Genomic DNA, 21,471 nt, shown 5'->3' with positions numbered 1-21,471 from the left:
GCACTGATCAACTGAAGAAGTGCATCTGCCTTGATATTGGCGTGCCCCATCCACCCTTCCTGTACACGGACAATGGCCGGCTCGATCGGTGCCTCATGCTTGAAGGGCTGCTTCTTCAGGTACGCGTCCAAGGCGAATAGATAGTCGAGGTAGACGGCAGAAGCCAGTAGGTCCGTCAGAGTCATGCGTGCAATCACAGCTTGGGAATTCCACCTATAGCAAACGTGGATAGCATGGGTGAAGCCGTGACTTGCACATCGCCAGGAAGTGAAGCCCGCAACACGTGCTCTATTGCCAGTGCCATGAAGAACCGCTCGTCGAATGCTGTCGCATTTGCCGCACCCTGCGTCTTTGGCGGAAGGTTCTGACGACTCCGTTCCAGAAGTGCCAGTCTTCCCGTAACACAACGCTCTCGCCACTTTACACGCTATGCGACAATGCCAAATACGTCTCGGGCTTTGGCGGCTTTGGCCCCAACCCCTTGGCATTCCAAACAACATCAGGCAACTCTGGTAGAGCCACCGACAACGGGTGGCCGGGCGTCGAAAACCCGAGCTATTAGGAAGTTGTTTACGCTTGTCAGCCGGCACCACCACGCGTGGTGCCGGCTGGCAATCCGTCTGCCGGCTATGGCGGGCGGTGCGTGGGGGCCTTGCGCCCGCCGGTTGTCCTAATAGCCCGGTTTTCGAGCCACGCATCGTCCGCCACCTTTATCGGTGGCGGCTTCTGCCTGCTTGCACGGAGCCTGCCATGACCACGCCGCACTCCCCTCCCCCGCGCCCCATCCAGGAAGCGCCCTCGCCTGCACCTGCTCTGGACCCCAACAGCCTCATCGCCATCCTGCGAAGCATCGGCGCAGGCGCCGCAGCCGACGGCCAGCCGTGGCCCGAACGCCATCACCTGCGCAGTCGGCAGATGCAGTTGTCCGACGCCGACTGCGCGCTGACGGGCCAGCGCATCGTGCAGGAGATCCTGCTGGCGGCCGAGCGCACGCGCCAGAACGGCGAGCCCGACCAGTACGTGGGCGACCGGGTGATGGAAGGGCTGGTGATGGCCGACATCGCACTCACGGCCTTCATCCACGAACGCGTGCGGCCACAGGACTGAGGGCGCGCTTGTGGGCGTGACGTTCTGTTTTTGTGCGGGGTGATGAATGAAGAAGCGTGGGCTTGCCGCGGCGGCGGTGTGCATCGTGGTGATCGGCGCGGTATGGGCGGGGTGGCCGGAGCCAGCGGGCGATCAGGTGTGGGCCTACCAGAAGCTGCGGCCGGCCGATTACCGGCTGCTGCACAGTGATGCACTCGGCTTCGTGACCGCCAAAGCAGATGAGGGTTTTGAACTGCACACGCGCTATGCCGGGGTGACGTCCTTCGAGATCCGGTGCAAGGGCGTTCTGGTGCTGGACGTGGAGAATGCGCCCTCACGCGTGCTGATCCGGGTGCCCGCCGATGCACTTACGCGGGCACCGGATATCGAGCGCCTGCGCCTCAGTTTCGAGCGATGGTTGGACTACCACCAGAGCCAGGGCGCGTTACTGGTGGAGAGTGCAGGAACATCGTGGATCGAAGCGCTGTTTGGGCGCTTCAGTGGGGCGGTCCCTGATGGGCAGCGGTGTCCAACTAGAGCTTGAACTCCAAATCGCCCTGCTACTCAAAATCGGGGGGACGTCGGCCTGACTACGTTGAGGGAGTCCAAGTTCGGACGAAGAGGGTTGCCGTTCGTTATCGAACTTGAGCGCCCGGACATCGGTCTCAGAACTTTACTCTGCTGTAAACAAGGTCCAGTTCTTCATCATGCATGACCCAGCGACCAGCATTGCCCTCCGGACACAGGTAGAACTTTCCGGCGTGATTTGACGCGCGCGACCAAGCGCTTCGGGCGAACTGGGGAAACCGCCGCATGACTCGCGCGTCCGGCATCTCCGGCCTGCTTGCCAGCGTGCAGTCTTCAGGCAAGGTAAGAATCCCGCTGGTTAAACGAAAGACCAACCACGACTCATTGGTGTCCATGTCGTGCGTCTCTTGTATGTTGACAGCATCCTCAGGCAACCACCCGGGCAACCACTTCGATTCACCGATTGCGTGTCTCGAAGCGGCTTGGTTTCGGTCTGCATATTGAGTGCTTGCAACTTCCGAGCAGCCAGAAAGTGCGAGTGCCAGCGTGACCATCAGGAAGAGCTTGCGAGTGTTCATTGGAGGCGTGCAAGTCATCAGCATGGGAAATTTCCACCGGGACGATAGCTCCCGCAAATCTGCGAGCAACTCCCAGCAGGGCTTATTCGTCCAGATGATCGTCCAAGGCGAACTGTGTACACACCGGTCTCTGTCCTAGTCACGCCAAGCTGGGCGTCCTGCAGCCCCATTGGCTCAACGAGCGAGATCCGAAGAAATGTCCTTGCTCGTGGGGAAAAAGGCAAGTCGGGAGCGCATTCATAGCCAACAGAGGGCACGCTGCGCGGTGGGGAGGAATCCCCCTAGCCGCTTCTCCAGCAATCCCCGATGGCTACCCGCAGATCGCCCGCCTCACCATCAAGCGCCCCCTCCGCAGGAATCCACACATGAGCCTGGCGCTGGTCCACAGCCGTGCCCGCGCCGGGGTCGATGCCCCGCTGGTGCGGATCGAGGTGCATCTCTCCGGAGGCCTGCCCGTTACCCAGATTGTCGGTCTGGCCGAGACCAGCGTGCGCGAGTCGCGCGAGCGCGTGCGTGCCGCGATGCTCTGCGCTAGGTTCGACTTTCCGCAGCGGCGCATCACCTTGAACCTCGCGCCCGCCGACCTGCCCAAGGAGGGCGGTCGCTACGATCTGGCCATCGCGCTGGGCATCCTCGCGGCCAGTGGCCAGATCGATCCGCAGTCGTTGCTGCAGTACGAATTCCTCGGCGAACTTGGCTTGACCGGAGAGCTGCGCGCGGTGTCCGGTGCGCTGCCGGCCGCCATCGCCGCCGCCGAAGCGGGGCGCATCCTGATCGTGCCACCCGGCAACGCGGCGGAGGCGGCGCTGGCCCAGCACGCCGATGTGCGGGTGGCGCGCACCCTGCTGGAATGCTGTGCCGGGCTGGGCAATCCGCGCCTGTTGCCGCAGGTGGAACGGGTGGACACCACACCGCTGCCGCTGCCGGATCTGGCCGATGTGCGCGGGCAGGCGCTCGCGCGCCGCGCGTTGGAGGTTGCCGCGGCCGGTGGTCACCATCTGTTGCTGATCGGCAGCCCCGGCTGCGGCAAGACCCTGCTGGCCTCGCGCCTGCCCGGCCTGCTGCCGGATTCCGAAGAGATCGATGCCCTGCAGTTGGCGGCCATTACCTCGGTCAGCGGCGAAGGGCTGGACCCGAAGCGYTGGCGACAGCGGCCGTTCCGGGCGCCGCACCACAGTGCGAGCGCTGCGGCTTTGGTGGGGGGCGGYAATCCGCCCTGCCCCGGCGAAATCTCGCTGGCGCACCACGGCGTGCTGTTCCTGGATGAACTGCCGGAGTGGAAYYGCAGTGCGCTGGAAACCCTGCGCGARCCRCTGGAGTCSGGYCACATCCGCATCTCCCGCGCGTCGCGCAGCGTGGTCTACCCGGCACGTTTTCAACTGGTGGCGGCGATGAACCCGTGCCCCTGTGGCTGGGCCGGCGACCGCAGCAACCGTTGCCTGTGCAGCGAGGAGCGCATCACCCGCTACCGCGCACGGGTATCGGGCCCGTTGCTGGATCGCATCGACCTGCACATCAACGTGAACCGCATGGATGCGGTGGAGCTGCGCGAGAGCACGCCGCTGGGCGAGCCCAGCGCCAGTGTTCGCTCGCGGGTGGAAGCGGCACATGCGCGGCAACAGGCGCGTGGTGGCCTCAACGCGCACCTGCCGCCTGCTGCCCTGCGCGCGTGCACGCGCTTGAGCGAAGCCGACCAGGACCTGCTGGAACAAGCCATCGAGCGCCTGCAGCTGTCGGCGCGGGCGATGCATCGCATCCTGCGCGTGGCACGCACCATTGCCGATCTTGCCGAAAGCGAGACCATCCGGGCCGCGCACCTGGCCGAGGCCATTGGCTACCGGCAGCTGGACCGGGGCAAACCAGGTGCATAGCACTCTGTTGCATGCACGAAGGAATCAGATTCATCTGATATCTGCCATGCCACCTGCGCCCTGACCATTTCCGCGAGCCCATACACAAGGAGACGCGGTTTTGCTCAGGATGCTCATCATGGGCGGGCAGGAGGCCGCCCGTCAGCGGATATCACGGACGATAGGACGGCGCGGCCTGATCCGCATGGAATCGATCTACAGCGTGGACAGCGGCCTGTCGGTGCTGGAATGGCGCAACTACGACCTGGTGGGAACGTTCCTTGCGGCCGGCCTCGGCACGCGCCTGCAGGAATCGTTCGTGCTGCGCGATGCGAAGGTGCAGCTGGTGCTGTTCGGCATGGGGCTGAGCGAGGAAGTGGCCAGTATCCGCCTGCGCCTGCGCGCGCAGGGTCTGCCGTCGCCGATTCTGGTCCGGACCGACTTCGACAGCTACGACGAGTCGCTGTTCTGGCGATCGCTGACGTCGCACATGATCCTGCCGTCGGTACTGGAGGGCACTGGCCCCCTCCCCGCCGTGGGCGACGCGTGCGACCATGCAGGACCCAGTCCCTAGCGGTGCCTGTCTTGCCAGGTGCCCGCCCAGCCATACATGAGCACTCCCCAGCCGCCGCACCTGCCGACCTCCGATGCGTCCACCCCGCTGACACCTGCGGCAACCGGCGGCGGCGGGCCTCTGGGTGAAACGAAGATGCGCGAAATCGCGGTGCGGATCTCGCAGTACTTCCGCGATTTCCTTGAATCGGATTTCAAGCGCGCGCAGGCACCGCGGCGCCGCATCGTGCTTACCAGCGATTCCGGCTTCCGCGCGGGCATGCGCACCGCGCCGTATCCGGCGTTGGACAAGGAGTTGTGGAAGCTGCTCAGCCGGCCCTCCGGCGAGGAGCTTTCGTTCACCATCGGCCCGCGCAGCTATACCCGGCCGATCAGCGCGACGCTGCGCCGCATCGTCGAAGAACAAGTGAACGCCATCACCGAGACCGCCATCGCCACGGTGCGCGTGGCCGTGCTGGACAAGGCGCGCGCCAGCATGGCCGGTGCACTGGAAGACCCGGAAGCCTGGGTGGAATCGGTGCAGGGCGCCCTGGTGGATGCGATGTGCGTGCAGGTGGTGCGGCCGCTGATCGCGCATCTGGCCGGCCCGCTGCAGGGCCAGGCGTACTGGGTGATGGATTCGCTGCACGCGGCTGAATCGGACCTGGTCACCCGTGCCGTTGTCGATCTGTACCAGACCCTGCCGGAGGTGCTGGCGCGCTTGCTGGCCACCGGTGACGAGCTGCCGCTGCAGCAGGCCTGCGAGCATCAGCTGACCCGCGACGGCACGATCAGCGCGCTGATGGCCTTCTTCGAGAACTTCGTGGCGGCCGACGCCTTCCATGAGTTCCGCGACCTGGAAACCTATGTCGCCACCGGCGATGGCCTGCAGCTGTATCTCTACGTGGGCACGCTCAAGTACGCGGGGGTGCAGTACCCGGTGTTCTACCTGCCGCTGGACGTGGTGCGGGCCAAGGATGGGTCGGGCTACACCCTGACCCTCAGCAACCGCCTGTTCGCCAACCGCCGCGCGATCGACTTCGTGCTGCAGGAACTGGCCGTGGGCATGGCCCGCGAGTGGGTGTCGCCGATCCAGGAGCGCATCCAGTACCTCGACCCGGCGCAGAGCCTGTTCGAAGTGGCGGCGTCGCTGTTCCGGCAGGTGGCCAACGCGGTGGATCTGGGCGGCGACGTCTCGCTTTCCTCGTCTGCCAGCGAGGCATCCACCGCCACCGTGGCGCTGTCGCCTGCCCTGCACCTGGCTGCGTTCGAGCGCGCCGACGAGGCGCTGTTGAATGATTTCGAGGAGATCATCGACCAGGCCCGCAATGGGGGGTCGAAGCTGGTGGATCTTTTCCACGGCATGGTGGAAGGCGTGCTGATGCGCAACCCCGAGCCCATCGGGGAACGGGTGGAATCGGCCTGGGATGCGCTGCCGCTGGTGGAGCGCATGGTGTTCGATTCGCCCATTCCGTTGAACGAGGAGCAGCGCAAGATCCTGCTGGCCGTGCGCGAGCCACAGGGCCGCATCGTGGTGGTCGAAGGCCCGCCTGGCACCGGCAAGTCGCACACCATCACCGCCATCGCCGCCGACTGCGCCTTCAACAAGAAGAGCTGCCTGGTGCTGTCGGACAAGACCGAAGCGCTGGACGTGGTGTACGACAAGCTGTCCGATGCGATGAGCCGGGTTCGCCATGATCGCGATTTCCCCAACCCGATCCTGCGGCTGGGCCAGCAGGCGGCCAACTTCAAGCGCCTGACCTCCACCGGCACGATCAGCCAGATCTCGGCCTTCGCCAAGGCCATGAAGGCCAACCAGCCCGCACTAGAAAGCGAGCGCCAGGACACGGCGCAGACACTGCGGCAGGCCATCTCCAACACCGTGCAGACGCTGGGGCGTGTATCGCTTGCTGCAGTGAAGACCATGCACGAGCAGGAAGCGGCGCTGGGCGAGCGCGCCCCCGCGGTGCTGCAGCAGGTACACGCGGTGATGGATGCCAACGTGCTGTCCGAGCTGGAAGCGGTGACCGCGCAGGCGGATGCATTGGAAGCCTATCTTGCCGACCTGTTCGGCAGCACCGACTACACGCCGGCGTCGCTGGACGAACGTATCCGCCGCGATGCGGTGACCACCGCCTTTCTTGCCGACCGACCGGTTGACGGCTGGGCGCTGTTCGAGTCGTTGGATGCCGAGCAGATACGGCTGCTGGGCACGCTGTTGCTGCAGTACCAGCAGCTGAAGATGCCGCTGCTGGGCTATCTGCTGCGTGGCAATGCGGTGCGCGGGCTGGAGCTTCAGCTCAACCAGCTCGGCACCGCCCGCCCGCTGCTGCTCAAGCAGGATGCAGCCGCCCTGCAGGACATCGTGCAGGGCGCAAACGCGCTGCGCATGAAGCTGGAGGCCGAAGGCCTGGGCACGCAGCTGCCGGCCAGCTATCGGCAGATCGCCCACGGCGCCGCGCCGGGCCCGGGTGCGGCGGTTGCACGGCAGGCGATGACCCTGCTGGCGAGGCTCAATCCGGCCATCGTCGAGGCCCTGCTGGCCGAGCCGAAGGACGATCCCGCACTGTGGGCACTGACCCTGCGCTTCCTGCAGGGCTGGATGGCCACACGCAAGGCCTTCGTCGACGCGCCGCAGTACGACTATGTGGGCACCAAGACCAAGCTGGAGCGCCTGAACACCTCGGTGATGAATGCCCATGTGGATGGGCGCCTGATCAGCTTCATGGATCATCACCGCGCCGATGCGCGGGCATTGGCGGGYGTGATCGCCAACCGGCAGAAATTCCCGGTGGACAAGTTCGAGAGCGTGCGCGAGTCGTTCCCGGTGATGATCGCCAGCATCCGCGAGTTCGGCGAATACATGCCGCTGGCGCCGGACCTGTTCGACGTGCTGGTGATCGACGAAGGCTCGCAGGTCTCGGTGGCGCAGGCGCTGCCGGCGCTGCTGCGCGCGCGCAAGGTGGTGGTACTGGGCGATTCCAAGCAGTTCTCCAACGTCAAGGCTGCCAACGCCAGCATCGCGCTGAACGACAAGTACCGCTCGGACCTGGTCAACTATTTCCGCACCAACGTCAGCCAGCAGGCCGACGTGCTGGAACGGTTGGCCATGTTCGATGTGAAGCGCTCGGTGCTGGAGTTCTGCTCGCTCTCGGCCTCGTACTCGGTGATGCTGCGCAAGCATTTCCGCAGCTATGCGGAACTGATCGGGTTCTCGTCCTCCACCTTCTACAACCACCAGCTGCAGGCGCTGAAGATCCGCAGCCGGCCGCTGCAGGAAGTGATCCGCTTCAGCCAGGTCGATGCCAGTGGGCACCGCACCAGCCGCAGCACCAACGACGCCGAAGCGGCGTTCATCGCCGAGCGCCTGGTGGAACTGCTGGATACGGATGCGCCGCCCACGGTGGGCATCATCACCCCGTTCCGCGAGCAGCAGACGCTGTTGTCCAAGACGCTGTTCAACCATCCGCGCGGCCGCGAGTTCGAAGAGCGGCTTCGCCTGAAGGTGATGACGGTCGACTCCTGCCAGGGTGAGGAACGCGGGCTGATCTTCTATTCGATGGTGGCGACTGCCGGCCAGGATGCGCTGAACTACATCTTCCCGGTCAGCCTGAGCGGCGCGGTGGATGCGGTGGAAGACAAGCTGAAAGTGCAGCGCCTGAATGTCGGCTTCTCCCGTGCGCAGGAGGCGATCTGGTTCGTCCATTCGATGCCGGTGGATGCGTTCCGCGGCGCGATTGGCCATGCGCTGCGTTACTACGCCAGCCAGCTGGACCGTCCCGCGCCCGACGCCGCGCAGACCGATGCGCGCAGCCCGATGGAATCGAAGGTGCTGCAGTGGCTGCAGCAGACGCCGTTCGTGCTTGCCCATGGCGATGCGGTCGAGATCATTCCGCAGTTCCCGGTGGGCGACTACCTGCGCCAGCTTGACCCGACCTATCAGCACCCGGCGTGGCGGGTGGACTTCCTGGTGACCGTGCAGACCGTGCGCGGCGCGCTGCAGATCGTGATCGAGTACGACGGCTTCGAATTCCATTTCCGCCGCGACAAGCCGGTGCATGTGGGCAACCACGAGCGCTATCTGGTGGAGGCTGATGTCGAGCGCCAGCTGACCCTGGAAAGCTACGGCTACCGCTTCCTGCGCATCAACCGGTTCAACCTCGGCAGCGACCCGGTGCAGACGCTGTCCGACCGGCTCTATCGCCTGATTGAAGTGGCCGGCACGGAGATCCGCTCGGCAGCGGTCGATCAGGTGATCGAGCAGGTGCAGGGGCTGGAATCGAAAGAGAAGAAAGTCTGCAGCCGCTGTGGGCAGATCCGCAGCCAGGAAGAGTTCTTCGACCCTGACCTGCGCGCCGGTGCCGGCGGGGTGGGACGGATCTGCATGCCCTGCAAGGCGGGCTAGGCGGTGCTGCCGGGTGCCAGCGTGCGCACGGCCACCGCCGCCAGCCTGCGGCTGACCAGCCCGTAGAGTTCTTCCAGTTCGGCCGCGCGCGCGTCGGTCATGTTGGTACCGAACAGTACCCGCGACAGCGCCGCCTTGTGGGTGTCGGCAGGATAGCGCGCCCGCGCCCGGTACACGGCCTGCAGCACCAGCCAGGCCAGGCGGAACCCGCCCCCGGGCAGGGGACGGACCACGCGGTCATAGACCTGCCAGAACTGGTATTCGGCCTCCAGGTCGACCGCCGGTGCTGCGAACGGCACCGGACGCGCACGTCCATGGGCGCGCCTGCGAACCGGAGGGAAACGGGGGTTGTGCTGTGCCATGCGTACAGGATGACCCAGCAACATTGTGGGAACCTTGCGTTGGTGCCGGAATATCAGTGCTGATTGTGCAAAGTGCGGCGGATGGCCCGCTTGGGTGGAGCGATTCCGCCGGGCATGGCCCGGCGCTACCGGATTGCGTGCGGCGAAGGGCCCCGCTTGGGTAGATGCCAACCTTGGTTGGCAAGGCGCGTCGGCGCCGGAGGGATTYCGCCGGGCATGGCCCGGCGCTACCGGATTGCGTGCGGCGARGGGSCCCGCWTGGGTAGATGCCAACCTTGGTTGGCAAGGCGCGTCGGCGCCGGAGGGATTTCGCCGGGCATTGCCCGGCGCTACCCAGCCTGCCGCGAAGTGCATCCACGCATGGCGTGGATCTACTTAGAAGGTTATCGAGGTGCTGAACATCACCTGCCGGGGGGCGCTGCGCTGCAGGGTCTGGTAGTCGCCCGAGAACGACGAGCCGGCGATGGTGGCGGTGCCGATGTTGTTGCGGTTGAACAGGTTGCTTACGTCCAGCCGCAGCTCCAGCCCCGGCAGCAGGCTGTCCGGGCCCAGGGTGTAGGCCGTGTACGCGTTGACCTGCCAGAACGTCGGCACGCGGATGTCGTTTTCATAGGTGAAGGGCTGGCGCAGGTATGAGGTGCTGGTGGCACCGAAACGCCAGTCGCCGAAGTGCGCGGACAGATCGCTGACCAGCGACAGCTGCGGGTAGCCCGGCTGCGCGTTGCCCTTGATCGGGTACACGGTATCGCCCACCACAAAATCGCTGTCGTAGTACGAGCGCGCCAGCGCGATGCCCTGGTAGAACTGCAGGTGGTCGGTCAGGTCGGCGGTGATGCCGAGGTCGGCGCCGATCACGTGCATCTTCGGCATCAAGCGCACCGTGTTGATCTGCGCGAATTGTGTGCCGATGGCCGCCGACAGCAGGCGGTTGCGGATGTCGTTGTAGAACACATCACCGGTCACGGTCAGGCGGTCGAAGCGGTGGCTGGCGCCCACGGTCAGGTTCCAGTTCTTCTCTGGGCGCAGGGTGCCGGCCACGCGGTCGAACTCTTTCTGGTCACTGATGGTCCAGGCCGACGCGGTGTAGCCGATGTTGCCGCGCTGGGCCACGCGATAGCCGTTCATGGTGTTGACCAGGTCGATGAAGGCGTCGGTCCGCTCGGTCGGGCTCCAGTACAGCGACACGTGCGGCAGGAAGTTGCTCTTGGCGCGAAGCGTGCCGGACACCGGCCGCTCCGCTGCGTCGCCGATGCCACCACCGGTGGTAGTGAAGTCCACGGCCTTGAAGCCCAGCCCCAGCACCAGCGTGTCGGTGACGGCGTAATTGTCATGCAGGTAGAACTGCCTCGAGCGGGTCACCCAGCTGGATGCGTTGTCGGTCTGGAACGCCGGCCCGTACACATCGAACGACCCGGTCGCCTTGAGTGGTTTGCCCTGCCCCAGCAGCGGCTGCTGGTACCACTCGGTCTTTGCGGCCGCCTTGCTCTTCTCCTGCCAGAAACCGGTGGTGAGGGTGTGCGCACCGGTCTCGAACTGCAGGTTGAACATGCCACCGAGGCGATTGAGGTGCGGCGTCTGTACCTGTTCGGAGAAAGGCGCGCCGTTGGGCGAGGGCACGGTCGGGTCGGTCAAGGTGGCCTGGGTGTGGCTGTTGGCGTTGTACAGCTGCACGTTGCCGCTGAGCGCGGGCGTGATCTGGAAGCGATGGTTGATCGACGCGACGCGGTCGCGGGTCACCTGGCCGGTGTCGTAGGGAATCAGCTCGGACAGCTCGCCGCAGGTGTAGGCGCCGCAGGACGTGTCGGCGTTCTCCGGCGAGGCCACGTAGTACGCCCATGCATAGTCCGGATAGAAGCTGTCGGCCTTCCAGCCCAGCTTGCGGATCATGTCGAAGGAAATGTTGTTGTAGCCCCACACMGCGGCCTTGCTGTCGGACAGGAACACGGTGAAGTCACCCCACGCCACATCCTGCTGCGCCTTCAGGTCACCGCGCAGGAACTTCTGGGTGCCGGCGCCCTGGTACTTGTCGGCCGACACGCGCTGCAGGTCGACCAGCAGCTTCGGGCCGTGTTCGCCCAGCTGGCCGCTCTGGCCCGAGACCGTGGTGACCCGCGTGTTGTTGCTGCCCACGCCCTGCTTGATGCGCAGGCTGGGGTTGTCCTGCAGGTCGCGCAGGCGGTACTCGAGGCTGCCGCCATTGACGCTGCTGGAGAACACACTGACCGGTGCACCGCCCGGGCTGACCGTGATCGAACCGATGCCATCGGGCACACCGACGTTGACCACGCTGGTGCCGGTAAGCGAGAGGAAGCCGTTGTCGTTCAGCGGCACGCCTTCGAAGGTGATGCCCATTTCATTCATGCGGAAACCGCGCACGAACAGGCTGGTGGCGGAAATATCCAGCCCCAGCCCGTCGGTGGCGGTGTAGCTGGCACCCGGCACGTTCTTCAGCATCGACAGGCCGTTGTTGCCGGACACCATCGCATCCAGGTCGGTGGCGTTGATGACGTAGCGGTTCGGGCCGACCACCTGGGTGGGCGCGACAGCAGCACCGCGTGGGGTGGCGATGACCTGCAGCGCGTTCAAGGTGGCGGGGGTGTCGTGCGCGGCGTCGGTGGATTCGGCAGCGTGCAGCGGTGCAACGAGGGCGGTGCCGATTGCCAGGGCAAGAAGCGTAGGTGGAGTGTTCATGGCCAGATCCAAGTTGCAGGGAGAAGAGGACGCAGGCGCACGCCCAGCGCGATGCAGCGCCGGATGGCGATGCAGTGGCTGGTGACGCGATTGCGTTGAAGGCGGGAACGGCGCTGCGCGCGCGCCGGTCAGCGGCAGACGAAGACGATCAGCTGCCGAACGATTCGATGGCGTGATTTCGACGTGCGGAAGTGTTGCATCGGACCGCCACATCCGCCATTGCACCGTGGGAAAGCGCGGTTATACGCAGGTATCGCTTTCGATGCCGCGCTATCACCTGCACGTTGCAGCGTGATGTCTGTGCGCTCGGTCAGCCTTTCGACTATTCGTGCCTGGCTCGACTTGCGCCGCCCTGGACGCTGAATGATCATGTCGGCGGCGGCCGCGCGGATATCTGCGATGCCTTCCGCACGCGCTGCCATGCAAGGCTCCGACGCGTTAACTCGACACTTCAAAGGACGAACGTCATGTTGAATGGATTGAAACCGCTCGCCGCAACTGCACTTTGCCTGCTCGGCCTGTCCGCCTTCGCCGAAAATGCCGCCGCCGCGCAATGGGTCGACAGCGGCCGCACTGCGTACTTCAAGCAAAGCCCCTTCTCCAGCGCATGGGAACACACCTGCACGACCGGCGGCACGCCGATCCAGGACTTCCCGGGCACCTGCGCCAACGATCCGTTCAGCGGCTGGACGACCAACTACAACGCCGCCAGCGCATCAGCCAACAACCAGCTCAATGCCTGCCACTTCGACTCGCAGAAGCTCGGCTCGGCCTGCTACGGCCTGGCGTATGCGATCAATGGGCAGGTCTACGCTGGCGGCCTGCCTGCCAGCTGCAACGTCGGTGCCCGTGCGGTGGTGGTTTCGACCCGCATGGAAACGATCGAGATCCAGAACCATGAGCTCGATGTAGAGAGCGCCCAGTCGGGCAACGAGTACGTCTGCCAGTAAAACCGTTGGTGGGACGCCGCCACCGTGCGTGGCGGCGTCCTTCTTCGTATTGCCGGCTTCTTACTGCAGCACGAAGCGCTCGATCGCCTTGGCCACGCCTTCATCGGCGTTGGTGGCGGTCTCGAAGCGCGCCACGGCCTTTACCGCATCGATGGCATTGCCCATCGCCACGCTGGTGCCGGCGTACTGCAGCATGGTGAGGTCGTTCTCCTGGTCGCCGATGGCCATCACGTTGGCGCGGTCGATGCCCAGGTGCTCGGCCAGCTTCTGCAGGCTGGGCCCCTTGCCGGCGCGGTGGTCGAACACTTCCAGGAAGAACGGCGCGCTCTTCAGCACCGCGAAGCGCTCGGTCAGCGCGGCCGGCAAGCGCGCGATGGCAGCATCCAGCACGTCCGGCTCGTCAATCATCATCAGCTTGATGAAGGACRTGCCCGGGTCCATGTCGGCCACGCGGCGGTACGACAGTGGCATGCGCGAAAGATGCGAGTCGGCCACGGTGTAGATGCTGATGTCCTGGTTGGGCGTGTACATGCGCGTGGCATCGAGCGCCTGGAAGTGCACGCCAATCTCGCGGGCCACGTGTTCGCAGTACACGAAGTCATCGAAGCTGAGCGGATACTCGACCACCGTCTCGCGCGGGCCGATGCGCTGCACGAGGCCACCATTACAGGCGATGCAGTAATCATCGTCGCCCTCGATGCCAAGTTCGTGCAGGAACGGCGCCAGCCCCGGAACCGGGCGGCCGCTGGTCAGCACGATATGCACGCCCAGCGCGCGTGCCCGGGCGATGGCCTGCTTCACGCGCGCGGTGAGCTTGTGGGCGGGGTCCAGCAGGGTGCCATCCATATCGATGGCGACCAGTTCGATGGTCGATTGCCTGCGACCCATGTCCATCATCTTCAGCCAGTGCGGGGGACGCCCATTTTAGGCCAGGCGGCCTGGCAACGCCGGCCTCATGCATCGTTCACCTCTGCGCGGCGCTGGCCGGGGATACTCGTGGGGCCTGTGCGTCCCCCACCGCAGGACGGCCCTATCGACCGCCCTTCCCTGGACACTCTTTCGACGCATGACCTACCAAGCGCCCGACGCCACTGACACCGCCCCTCTCGCCCAGCAGATTGAAGACCTGATCGACGGCCTGCCCGGCGACCATATCCGCGTCGGCACGCTGCTGCATGCGCTGGGCGACGAAGGCCTGATGCTGGTGGTGATCCTGCTGTCGGCGATCTTCCTGATTCCAGTATCGATTCCCGGGCTGAGCACGGTGTTCGGTGCGTCCATCCTGCTGATCGGCCTGAGCCGCGTGCGCGACCGTCCGTTGTGGGTGCCGCAGCGATTGGCCGACAAGCAGATCGCCACCGACAAGCTGAAAGCCAACCTGGGCCGTGCCCTGAAATGGGTGCACCGCATGGAGCGGTTGTCCCGGCCGATGCGGCTGGCAGCGATGGTGCGCTCGAAGAAGATGATGCGCTTGAACAACCTGGCGCTGGTGTTCGCCACGATCCTGCTGATGCTGCCGGCCGGGCCGATTCCCTTCAGCAACACGCTGCCGGCGCTGGCGCTGATGTCCTTTGCGATCGGCTTCATCCAGCGCGATGGCGCAGCGGTGGCGGCCGGCTATGGCTTCGTGGTGGCGTCGGTGGTGTACTTCGGTGTGCTGCTGGGTGGCGTGGGCTTTGCGGCCGAATCGGTGTTCAGTGGCTTCCGCAACGGATCATCGGCGCTGTAGAGCCGAGCATGGGCTCGGCCCTACAGCACGGGTGATGCGCGGGCGACCGGCTACTTCGCCGACACCCGCCACACCACGTCGCCCACATCATCGGCGACCAGCAGCGCGCCCTCCGCATCGATGGCCATGCCCACCGGCGCGCCCATCAGCGTCTTCTCATCCTTGGACGCGAACCCGCTCACCACCGCTTCCGGGCGGCCGGCCGGCTTGCCGTCCTTGAACGGCACGTACACCACTTCGTAGCCGCTCAGTGGCGAACGGTCCCAGCTGCCGTGCTCGCCGATGAAGGCACCGCCGTGGTACTTCGCCGGCAACGCCTGGCCGGTGTAGAACAGCAGGCCCAGCGGTGCCACGTGCGAGCCGATGGCGAAGTCCGGGCGGATTGCCTTGGCCACCAAGTCCGGCCGCTGCGGCTGCACGCGCTCGTCCACATGCTGGCCGTAGTAGCTGTAGGGCCAGCCGTAGAAGCCGTGCTCCTGCACCGAGGTGAGGTAATCGGGCACCAGGTCGGCGCCGATCTCGTCGCGTTCGTTCACCACCGCCCACAGCTTGCCGGTGCTCGGCTCCCAGTCCAGGCCGGTGGGGTTGCGCAGGCCCGAGGCGTAGATGCGGCTGCCGCTGGTGGCCACGTCCACTTCCAGCACCACCGCGCGGCGGTACTCGACCGCCAGGCCGTTCTCGGTGATGTTGCTGTTGGAGCCCACGCCCACGTACAGCTTGCTGCCATCGCGGCTGGCCAGCAGTTCCTTGGTCCAGTGGTGGTTGATGGTGCTGGGCAGGTCGGTGAACTCGCTGCCCTTGTCGGACATGCGGGTTTCGCCCGGCACGTAGTGGTATTTCATGATGTTGCCGGTGTTGGCCACATACAGCGTGTCACCGATCAGCTGGATGCCGAACGGCGAGTGCAGGTTTTCGATGTACACGTGCTGGGTCCAGGTGCCGGTGCCCGGCGCGCGCCGCAGCAACGTGACCCGGTTGCCGCCCTTGCCAGCCTTGCCCGAGCGCGCCTTCACCTTGCCGGCGATCCACTGCTTGGGCGTGGTGACCGGCTCTTCACCGGGGCCGTTACCCTCCACCACCAGCACATCGCCGTTSGGCAGGGTCAACAATCGCCGCGGGTGCTGCAGGTTGGCAGCGATGCGTTCGATCTTCAGGCCGTCGGCCACCGACGGTGCCTGTCCCTCGGCCCAGCCCACGCCCTTGGGCACCTGCATCGGCGGCATCAGGTAGTTCTGCGGCGCGGGCAGCGGTGGCTGTGCACCGGACTGGTCGGCCGGGTGGTATTCGGCTTTTCCGGCACACGCGGCCAGCGCCAATGCCAGCGAAAGCACGCCCACGGCAGGCAGGATGCGCTTAGCCATGACGGGCTCCTTGCAGCACCGGCTGCTGCAGCGAAAGCACGATGAAGCCAAGCGCGATCAGTGCCACCGTCAGCGCGGAGAGGATGGTGCCCGGCACGGCCGCCGCATAGGCATCGCGGCTGTGCACGAAGGCGTTCCAGACGGCCAGCACGATGGCGACCAGGTTGAGCAGGAAATCGAGGCGGTCGGTGCCGGTGGCGGTGCCGTTGCGGCGCCAGACCGCGAACAGGTTGATCAGCCGCGGCAGGATGGCGATCAGCAGGCCGAAGGTGATCAGCCACGCCGCCGACTTGCCCCACATCACTTCAGCGGTGTTGAGGTAGAGGATGTCGAAAATGAGGCCGGCCACGAAGAAGCCGAACGGTATCGGATTCAACAGGCTGAAGAGTGTTGTGCCGAGGCCGCGATGGGCCTGGGCGACGGGGTTGACCATGGTCGTGCTCCGTTCGGGGAAGGGGTGCACGGGCTGTAGTAGCACAGGGGGGCGGGAGGGGGTGCGATGACGCCCTGCTGCCATTGCCTGGGCCGTCGCGCACGCGCCACGCTACGTCGGTTCGGTGTGCCGTATCTCATGGAATGGCAGCATGGTCTCGAAGCCGAATTCGTGTTCCATGCTGATGCGGACCAGGCCGCCAATGGCGAACCAGCTGGTATTGGCGTGCACATCGATGCCATGCCAACCGCCCCCTGCCAGCAGATCCAGCGTCTGCGCCCGGGGCATCTTTGTCCTTTCCTCCCGCAGCAGCGCGCGGCGGTGCCGCTTCATCAGCAGGCGGAGCTGCTTCACCGTGGTGATGTTGAATGCGGTGAGCTCCGGCAGCAGCTCGGCGATGTCGGCGTCGGTCCAGTAATCGTGGCGACGGTGATACATCGACAGCACCACCTTGCGGATGGTGGCCACGGTGAGTGGGGCCAGATCGGCGCGGGCGCGGGCATTGGGGCGTTTCATCCGGTGTCCTCCGGGGAGCCTGGGCATGGTGGCATGGCGGTGGGGTTCCGGTGCGGGTGGATTGTGCCAACCAAGGTTGGCACCTACCGGGGCACCGACCAGAGCGGCGCAGTCGTCATTACAAGGCGGCATAAGTGTTTGTGACGTATTTGGCACATCCGCACATCGACTGCGTGAAGAGGTAGGGGGTTGTTCGTTGTGTCGCGTTTGGCTCGTTGCGATGGGGCAGATCCGCCCCGCCGTCCTGCCATGCCGATTCACAACAGAAGGATTCGTGTATGAAGCGACACACGCAACGCTCCGCGCCACCGCGCTCTGCGCGCTTGGCCCTGGCCACTGCCCTGGTACTCGGCAGCCTGGCCGTTACCGCCCAGGCGCAACAGGCCGACCCACTGGCGGGTATCCAGTGGCATCTGCTCAATACCGGGCAGACGGTGCCGGCCGATACGCTGCCGGTGGCCGGCAACGATCTCAACGTCGATGGCCTGTTCCGCAATGGCATCCGTGGCCAGGGCGTGGTGATCGGCATCGTCGATGACGGCCTGCAGATCGCCCACCCGGACCTGGCCGCGAACGTGGCGGCGGTAGCGGGCAAGAACTTCGCCAACGGCTCCAACAATCCCACGCCGTCCAATCCCGATGCTGACAACCACGGCACGATGGTGGGCGGCATCGCCGGTGCGGTGGGCGCCAACAACCTGGGCGTGCGTGGCGTGGCCCCGGCGGCAACGCTGAAGGGCTTCAACGTGCTGGCCTCCAATGCGCAGGGCAACCAGCAGAGCAACATCGAATACGCCTGGTGGGATGGCGCCGAGTCGGCCGATGTGCAGGTGTTCAACAACAGCTGGGGCGCTGGCCCGGGCAACCCCAACCTGCCAGTGGCCTACAGCCAGAACACGGTGAGTTCGTACGAGCAGGCACTGTCGGGCACGCGCGGTGGCCGCGGCGGCATCTACGTGAAGTCAGCCGGCAACAACTTCAACAACGCCTCGATCAGCCAGACCCAGGACGTCTGCACCACCGATACCAAGAACCGCAACACCGGCTGTGTGCCGGCTGGCCGCGATCCACGCAACAACCTGTTCAACGTGATCACCGTGGGTGCGGTGCGCGCCGATGGCGTGCGTTCGTCGTACTCGTCCACCGGTTCGGCACTGTGGGTGTCGGCCTTTGGTGGCGAGTACGGCCTGCAGGCGCAGTACGCACCGAACCTGGTGGCACGTGCGTACGATCCGGCCATCGTCACCACCGACGTGACCGGCTGCACGCAGGGCAGCAACAAGAACACCAACCGCCAGAACACGCTGGACAGCAACCTGTCGGCGATCGACAGCACCTGCAACTACACCGCGAAGATGAACGGTACGTCGGCGTCGGCGCCGATGGTGTCGGGCGTGGCGGCGCTGGTGCTGGAGGCCAACCCGAACCTGTCCTACCGCGATGTGAAATACATCCTCGCCACCACGGCCACCCGCAACCATCCGAACCAACCGGCGGTGACGCTGGCCGACGGCCGCACGCTGGTGCCGGGCTGGACGGTGAATGCAGCAAACCGCGCTTACAGCAACTGGTACGGCTTCGGTGTGGTCAACGCGGCGCGCGCCGTGCAGGTCGCCGAGAACTTCCAGTCGCTGGGCCCGCTGCTGGATACGGGTWGGCGCACCACCACGCGCACGGTGGCCATCGGCAACACCTCCGCCGCCGCCGCGCGGTTGACCTTCCAGCTGGCCAATGGCGCACGCAACATCGAGTCGGTGCAGCTGGGCTTCCGGGTGAACCACAGCAATACCCGCCAGCTGCAGTTCGTGCTTGTTTCGCCCAGTGGTACGCGCAGCGTGGTGCAGCCGGCCTTCACCGCCATCGGTTCGGGTACCAATGGCGTGCAGCGCAACTTCACCAACTGGGATCTGCTGTCCAGCAATGCCTTCCTGGATGAAAGTGCCACCGGCACCTGGACGCTGGAAGTGACCGACATGGGGCAGGCCGCGAATGCTGCATCGCGCGGCAACCTCGAATTCTTCAAGATCCGCGTTCTGGGGCACTGATGATGAAAACGACCATTCTGTTGAGCACGCTCGCCTTCGCGGCGATGACCTCCCCTGCCTGGGCACAGAGCTCGGGGCAGACCCCACCGGCACGGAGCCTGTCCACCGTGGATGCACAGGAACTGAAAGCTTCGGCCACCGGCCGTTCGTTCGACGTGGGCGGCACGCGTTTCCAGCTGTCCCCGTCGACCACGGTGCAGCAGGCTGCGGGCGGCCAGTTCCGGATCACGCCGCAGGCAGCGGCCACCACCAGTTCGCGCAGCAAGCGTTCGCTGGATGGCGCGGCAGCAGCCGGCGCTGATGCCGGCGCCGGCAAGTTCGCCGCTGCGGTGTCCAACGATGGTGCGCCAGTGGTGGCGACCTCGCGGGTGAAGGTGTTCTTTACCGATGCGGCATCTGCACAGCGCGCGGCAAAGGCCACGGGCGGCACCGTGGTGAAGGTGTCCAGGGCTGCCGGTCTGGCCATCGTGGAATACCCGTCGGTGAACGCGGCGCTGGATGCGAGCACCCGGCTGCTGTCGACTGCGGGCGTGCGCGCGGCCGAGCCGGACGTGGTGCAGTGGGAAGAGAAGAAGTGATCTAGGGCGTTGCGTGGTGCCCCCGGCCGGTTGGCTCTCCTGGCTGGCCGGGGGATTGGCGAGCGGGAGGGCGTGCCGACCAACGGTCGGCATGCACCAGATTCCCAATGTCGGCACCCGCCAGAATCAGGATGTCGGCACCCATCAGATTCATTCATCGCGTGTCGACCAAGGTCGACACCTACCAGGGCGATGCGTCGTTCAGCGTGCGGCGACGCTCGCGCTGTGCGGCAGCTTGCACGCCGCCAACGCTTCRCTGCCYGCGGCCGGRTGTTCCGGCTCCAGCAGCAACCGCTGCACGTCCGAGAACAGCTGCTCCACCGGCATGCCGTAGGGCGCGAACAGGCGCAGGCGACCYTGGCGGTCGAACACGTAGCCGCCGGCGATGTGGCTCATCGTGTAGGTGTCCGGCAGCTGTCCGGGCTCTTTCTCGTAGAACGCCTTGAAGTCGCTGGCCATCGCCGACAGCTGTGCCTCGTCACCGACCAGTGCCATCGCCTTCGGGTCGAACGCGTGCACATAGGTGTGCGCGACTTCGGGGGTATCGCGCGCCGGATCGACGCTGACGAATACCACCTGAAGCTGGTCTGCATCCTTGCCCATCAGGTGCTTGACCTGGCTCAGTTCGACCATGGTGGTCGGGCACACGTCCGGGCAGCTGGTGAAGCCGAAGAACAGGTAGGTCACCTGCCCCTGCAGGTCCTTCGGGCCACGCAGGGTGCCGGCGCTGTCAGGCATGGTCCAGTGCTGGCCCAGTTCCTCGCAGGCGATGTCCTTGGAATAGAAATCCATGCGCGACTGCGCGCTGCAGCCGGCCAGCAGGCCGAGTGCGAAGCCTGCGGCAAGCAGCGGCAGGCGCAGGGAACGAACAACGGAAGCAACACGCATCACGGGTACCACCAACACGAGGTGGGCGCGGTCTCGGTCAGGCCTGCCCTGGGGGAAGAGAGGGCTGAGGTGCCAGGGCGATCGCGCACTCCTTGCCGATCGCCCCGGCCACGGTCAGTTGATCATCATGTGGTAGTGCATGCTCCAGATGATCCAGATCGACAACGCGACCACGATGAACAGGATCACCAGGGTGAACACGAAGCTGGCGAGGTTCCAGCCACCTTCGGACTTGCGGTCCATGTGCAGGAAGTACACCAGCTGCACCAGGATCTGCGCGACCGCGAAGCCGACCAGCAGGAACAGGGTGACCGGCCGCGACAGCACCGGGTTCATCACCAGCGCGAACGGCACCACCGTCAGCAACGCGCACAGCACGAAGCCGATCAGGTAGGACTTGGTGGAACCGTGCGCATTGCCGGCGCGCGAGGTTTCGACGTGGGCCATGTCAGAAGGCTCCGATCAGGTAGACGAAGGTGAAGACGCAGATCCACACCAGGTCCAGGAAGTGCCAGAACAGGCTCAGGCAGGACACGCGGGTGATGTTGGTCGGGGTGAGGCCGCGGCGATACACCTGGTGCATCACCACCGCCATCCAGATCAGGCCGCTGGCCACGTGCAGGCCGTGGGTGGCAACCAGGGCGAAGAACGCCGACAGGTAGGCACTGGTGCTGGGACCGGCACCTTCATGGAGGAGGTGCGAGAACTCGTACAGCTCCATGCCGATGAACGAGGCACCGAGCACGAAGGTCACGCCCAGCCAGCGCAGCACCGCCGCCTTGTCCAGGCGGTGCATGGCCAGCACGGCCTGGCCATAGGTGATGCTGGACACCAGCAGGATGAAGGTCTCGGCCATCACGAACGGCAGCGAGAACAGTTCCTTGCCGGTCGGGCCGCCGGCGTAGGCGGTGCTGAGCAC

General features: G+C 65.5%; 21 protein-coding genes. 9 read left to right on the top strand and 12 right to left on the bottom strand.

All coding sequences use genetic code 11. The features are described from left to right. Positions 1 to 185: hypothetical protein (locus tag AC1DJN_RS11255; RefSeq protein ID WP_478039212.1), on the bottom strand; the 185-nt coding region annotated here is incomplete at its 3' end. A gap of 565 nt (positions 186 to 750) precedes the next feature. On the opposite strand from AC1DJN_RS11255, the gene AC1DJN_RS11250 reads away from it, so the two are divergent. Together AC1DJN_RS11250 and AC1DJN_RS11245 are read left to right on the top strand one after the other, a co-directional pair. Next, complete coding sequence (locus AC1DJN_RS11250; RefSeq protein ID WP_033832433.1) at positions 751 to 1,107, top strand: hypothetical protein; 357 nt, start codon at positions 751 to 753, stop codon at positions 1,105 to 1,107. A gap of 46 nt (positions 1,108 to 1,153) precedes the next feature. Then, a complete protein-coding gene (locus AC1DJN_RS11245; RefSeq protein WP_442251425.1) occupies positions 1,154 to 1,630 on the top strand; it encodes a cold-shock protein in 477 nt (158 codons plus the stop codon). A 121-nt stretch (positions 1,631 to 1,751) separates the two neighbouring features. Here the strand turns inward: AC1DJN_RS11245 and AC1DJN_RS11240 are convergent, their stop codons facing one another. After that, the gene (locus AC1DJN_RS11240; RefSeq protein WP_442251426.1) at positions 1,752 to 2,192 is read right to left on the bottom strand and encodes a YbbD-related protein; all 441 of its coding nucleotides are present in this window, start codon (positions 2,190 to 2,192) and stop codon (positions 1,752 to 1,754) included. Positions 2,193 to 2,557: 365 nt separating this feature from the next. Here AC1DJN_RS11240 and AC1DJN_RS11235 point away from each other — a divergent pair, with 365 nt between their 5' ends. From AC1DJN_RS11235 to AC1DJN_RS11225, 3 genes are all read left to right on the top strand, one after another. Next, a complete protein-coding gene (locus tag AC1DJN_RS11235) occupies positions 2,558 to 4,063 on the top strand; it encodes a YifB family Mg chelatase-like AAA ATPase (protein WP_478039211.1) in 1,506 nt (501 codons plus the stop codon). A 118-nt stretch (positions 4,064 to 4,181) separates the two neighbouring features. Beyond that, on the top strand, positions 4,182 to 4,616 hold the full coding sequence (locus AC1DJN_RS11230; protein WP_165780911.1) for a hypothetical protein: 435 nt from the start codon (positions 4,182 to 4,184) through the stop codon (positions 4,614 to 4,616). A 36-nt stretch (positions 4,617 to 4,652) separates the two neighbouring features. Continuing rightward, positions 4,653 to 8,999, top strand: coding sequence for an AAA domain-containing protein (locus AC1DJN_RS11225; RefSeq protein WP_282279527.1), 4,347 nt, complete (start codon positions 4,653 to 4,655; stop codon positions 8,997 to 8,999). Here AC1DJN_RS11225 and AC1DJN_RS11220 read toward each other — a convergent pair. The 3 genes from AC1DJN_RS11220 to AC1DJN_RS11210 all read right to left on the bottom strand — a co-directional run bounded on the left by AC1DJN_RS11220 (position 8,996) and on the right by AC1DJN_RS11210 (position 12,474). Beyond that, the gene (locus tag AC1DJN_RS11220; RefSeq protein ID WP_234003398.1) at positions 8,996 to 9,298 is read right to left on the bottom strand and encodes a hypothetical protein; all 303 of its coding nucleotides are present in this window, start codon (positions 9,296 to 9,298) and stop codon (positions 8,996 to 8,998) included. The two genes, AC1DJN_RS11225 and AC1DJN_RS11220, sit on opposite strands and share 4 nt — an antisense overlap. Positions 9,299 to 9,736: 438 nt before the next feature. Further along, complete coding sequence (locus tag AC1DJN_RS11215) at positions 9,737 to 12,052, bottom strand: TonB-dependent receptor (RefSeq protein ID WP_442251441.1); 2,316 nt, start codon at positions 12,050 to 12,052, stop codon at positions 9,737 to 9,739. 128 nt (positions 12,053 to 12,180) lie between these two features. Beyond that, entirely contained in the window at positions 12,181 to 12,474 is a 294-nt protein-coding gene (locus AC1DJN_RS11210; protein ID WP_442251442.1) for a hypothetical protein, read from the bottom strand. 45 nt (positions 12,475 to 12,519) lie between these two features. Here AC1DJN_RS11210 and AC1DJN_RS11205 point away from each other — a divergent pair, with 45 nt between their 5' ends. After that, positions 12,520 to 13,002: a hypothetical protein gene (locus AC1DJN_RS11205; RefSeq protein ID WP_442251443.1), complete on the top strand. Its 483-nt coding sequence runs from the start codon at positions 12,520 to 12,522 to the stop codon at positions 13,000 to 13,002. 60 nt (positions 13,003 to 13,062) lie between these two features. Here the strand turns inward: AC1DJN_RS11205 and yidA are convergent, their stop codons facing one another. After that, positions 13,063 to 13,896 carry a sugar-phosphatase gene (gene yidA, locus AC1DJN_RS11200; RefSeq protein WP_478039210.1) on the bottom strand — a complete coding sequence of 278 codons (834 nt, stop codon included), beginning with the start codon at positions 13,894 to 13,896 and terminating at the stop codon, positions 13,063 to 13,065. Positions 13,897 to 14,068: 172 nt separating this feature from the next. Here yidA and AC1DJN_RS11195 point away from each other — a divergent pair, with 172 nt between their 5' ends. Beyond that, positions 14,069 to 14,731: an exopolysaccharide biosynthesis protein gene (locus AC1DJN_RS11195; protein WP_223486896.1), complete on the top strand. Its 663-nt coding sequence runs from the start codon at positions 14,069 to 14,071 to the stop codon at positions 14,729 to 14,731. A 50-nt stretch (positions 14,732 to 14,781) separates the two neighbouring features. On the opposite strand, the gene AC1DJN_RS11190 is transcribed toward AC1DJN_RS11195, so the two are convergent. The 3 genes from AC1DJN_RS11190 to AC1DJN_RS11180 form a co-directional block, all read right to left on the bottom strand. Beyond that, complete coding sequence (locus AC1DJN_RS11190; RefSeq protein ID WP_032976914.1) at positions 14,782 to 16,092, bottom strand: PQQ-dependent sugar dehydrogenase; 1,311 nt, start codon at positions 16,090 to 16,092, stop codon at positions 14,782 to 14,784. Continuing rightward, on the bottom strand, positions 16,085 to 16,525 hold the full coding sequence (locus tag AC1DJN_RS11185) for a DUF2231 domain-containing protein (protein ID WP_025877408.1): 441 nt from the start codon (positions 16,523 to 16,525) through the stop codon (positions 16,085 to 16,087). Before AC1DJN_RS11185 ends, AC1DJN_RS11190 begins: the two co-directional genes overlap by 8 nt. Before the next feature lie 111 nt (positions 16,526 to 16,636). Next, complete coding sequence (locus AC1DJN_RS11180; RefSeq protein ID WP_442251445.1) at positions 16,637 to 17,041, bottom strand: hypothetical protein; 405 nt, start codon at positions 17,039 to 17,041, stop codon at positions 16,637 to 16,639. Positions 17,042 to 17,319: 278 nt separating this feature from the next. On the opposite strand from AC1DJN_RS11180, the gene AC1DJN_RS11175 reads away from it, so the two are divergent. Further along, a complete protein-coding gene (locus tag AC1DJN_RS11175) occupies positions 17,320 to 19,086 on the top strand; it encodes a S8 family serine peptidase (protein WP_478039209.1) in 1,767 nt (588 codons plus the stop codon). After that, positions 19,086 to 19,664 carry a S8 family serine peptidase gene (locus AC1DJN_RS11170; protein WP_032976910.1) on the top strand — a complete coding sequence of 193 codons (579 nt, stop codon included), beginning with the start codon at positions 19,086 to 19,088 and terminating at the stop codon, positions 19,662 to 19,664. The genes AC1DJN_RS11175 and AC1DJN_RS11170 overlap by 1 nt, the downstream gene beginning before the upstream one ends. Before the next feature lie 201 nt (positions 19,665 to 19,865). On the opposite strand, the gene AC1DJN_RS11165 is transcribed toward AC1DJN_RS11170, so the two are convergent. The 3 genes from AC1DJN_RS11165 to cyoC all read right to left on the bottom strand — a co-directional run. Next, on the bottom strand, positions 19,866 to 20,552 hold the full coding sequence (locus AC1DJN_RS11165) for an SCO family protein (RefSeq protein ID WP_309908322.1): 687 nt from the start codon (positions 20,550 to 20,552) through the stop codon (positions 19,866 to 19,868). A gap of 114 nt (positions 20,553 to 20,666) precedes the next feature. Beyond that, entirely contained in the window at positions 20,667 to 20,999 is a 333-nt protein-coding gene (cyoD, locus tag AC1DJN_RS11160; protein WP_025877422.1) for a cytochrome o ubiquinol oxidase subunit IV, read from the bottom strand. A gap of 1 nt (position 21,000) precedes the next feature. Beyond that, positions 21,001 to 21,471: cytochrome o ubiquinol oxidase subunit III (gene cyoC, locus AC1DJN_RS11155; RefSeq protein ID WP_478039208.1), on the bottom strand; the 471-nt coding region annotated here is incomplete at its 5' end.

Source organism: Stenotrophomonas sp. 05L414_2, assembly GCF_056397905.1.
Note: the sequence above shows the minus strand (reverse complement) of the source record. Positions and strands in the feature narration are given on the sequence as shown.

Excerpts from the sequence above, each read along its gene's own strand:
- AC1DJN_RS11250 (WP_033832433.1), top strand. The coding sequence starts at position 751 with ATGACCACGCCGCACTCCCCTCCCCCGCGCCCCATCCAGGAAGCGCCC.
- AC1DJN_RS11245 (WP_442251425.1), top strand. The coding sequence starts at position 1,154 with ATGAAGAAGCGTGGGCTTGCCGCGGCGGCGGTGTGCATCGTGGTGATC.
- AC1DJN_RS11240 (WP_442251426.1), bottom strand. The coding sequence starts at position 2,192 with ATGAACACTCGCAAGCTCTTCCTGATGGTCACGCTGGCACTCGCACTT.
- AC1DJN_RS11230 (WP_165780911.1), top strand. The coding sequence starts at position 4,182 with ATGGGCGGGCAGGAGGCCGCCCGTCAGCGGATATCACGGACGATAGGA.
- AC1DJN_RS11210 (WP_442251442.1), bottom strand. The coding sequence starts at position 12,474 with ATGGCAGCGCGTGCGGAAGGCATCGCAGATATCCGCGCGGCCGCCGCC.
- AC1DJN_RS11205 (WP_442251443.1), top strand. The coding sequence starts at position 12,520 with ATGTTGAATGGATTGAAACCGCTCGCCGCAACTGCACTTTGCCTGCTC.
- AC1DJN_RS11195 (WP_223486896.1), top strand. The coding sequence starts at position 14,069 with ATGACCTACCAAGCGCCCGACGCCACTGACACCGCCCCTCTCGCCCAG.
- AC1DJN_RS11185 (WP_025877408.1), bottom strand. The coding sequence starts at position 16,525 with ATGGTCAACCCCGTCGCCCAGGCCCATCGCGGCCTCGGCACAACACTC.
- AC1DJN_RS11180 (WP_442251445.1), bottom strand. The coding sequence starts at position 17,041 with ATGAAACGCCCCAATGCCCGCGCCCGCGCCGATCTGGCCCCACTCACC.
- AC1DJN_RS11170 (WP_032976910.1), top strand. The coding sequence starts at position 19,086 with ATGATGAAAACGACCATTCTGTTGAGCACGCTCGCCTTCGCGGCGATG.
- cyoD (WP_025877422.1), bottom strand. The coding sequence starts at position 20,999 with ATGGCCCACGTCGAAACCTCGCGCGCCGGCAATGCGCACGGTTCCACC.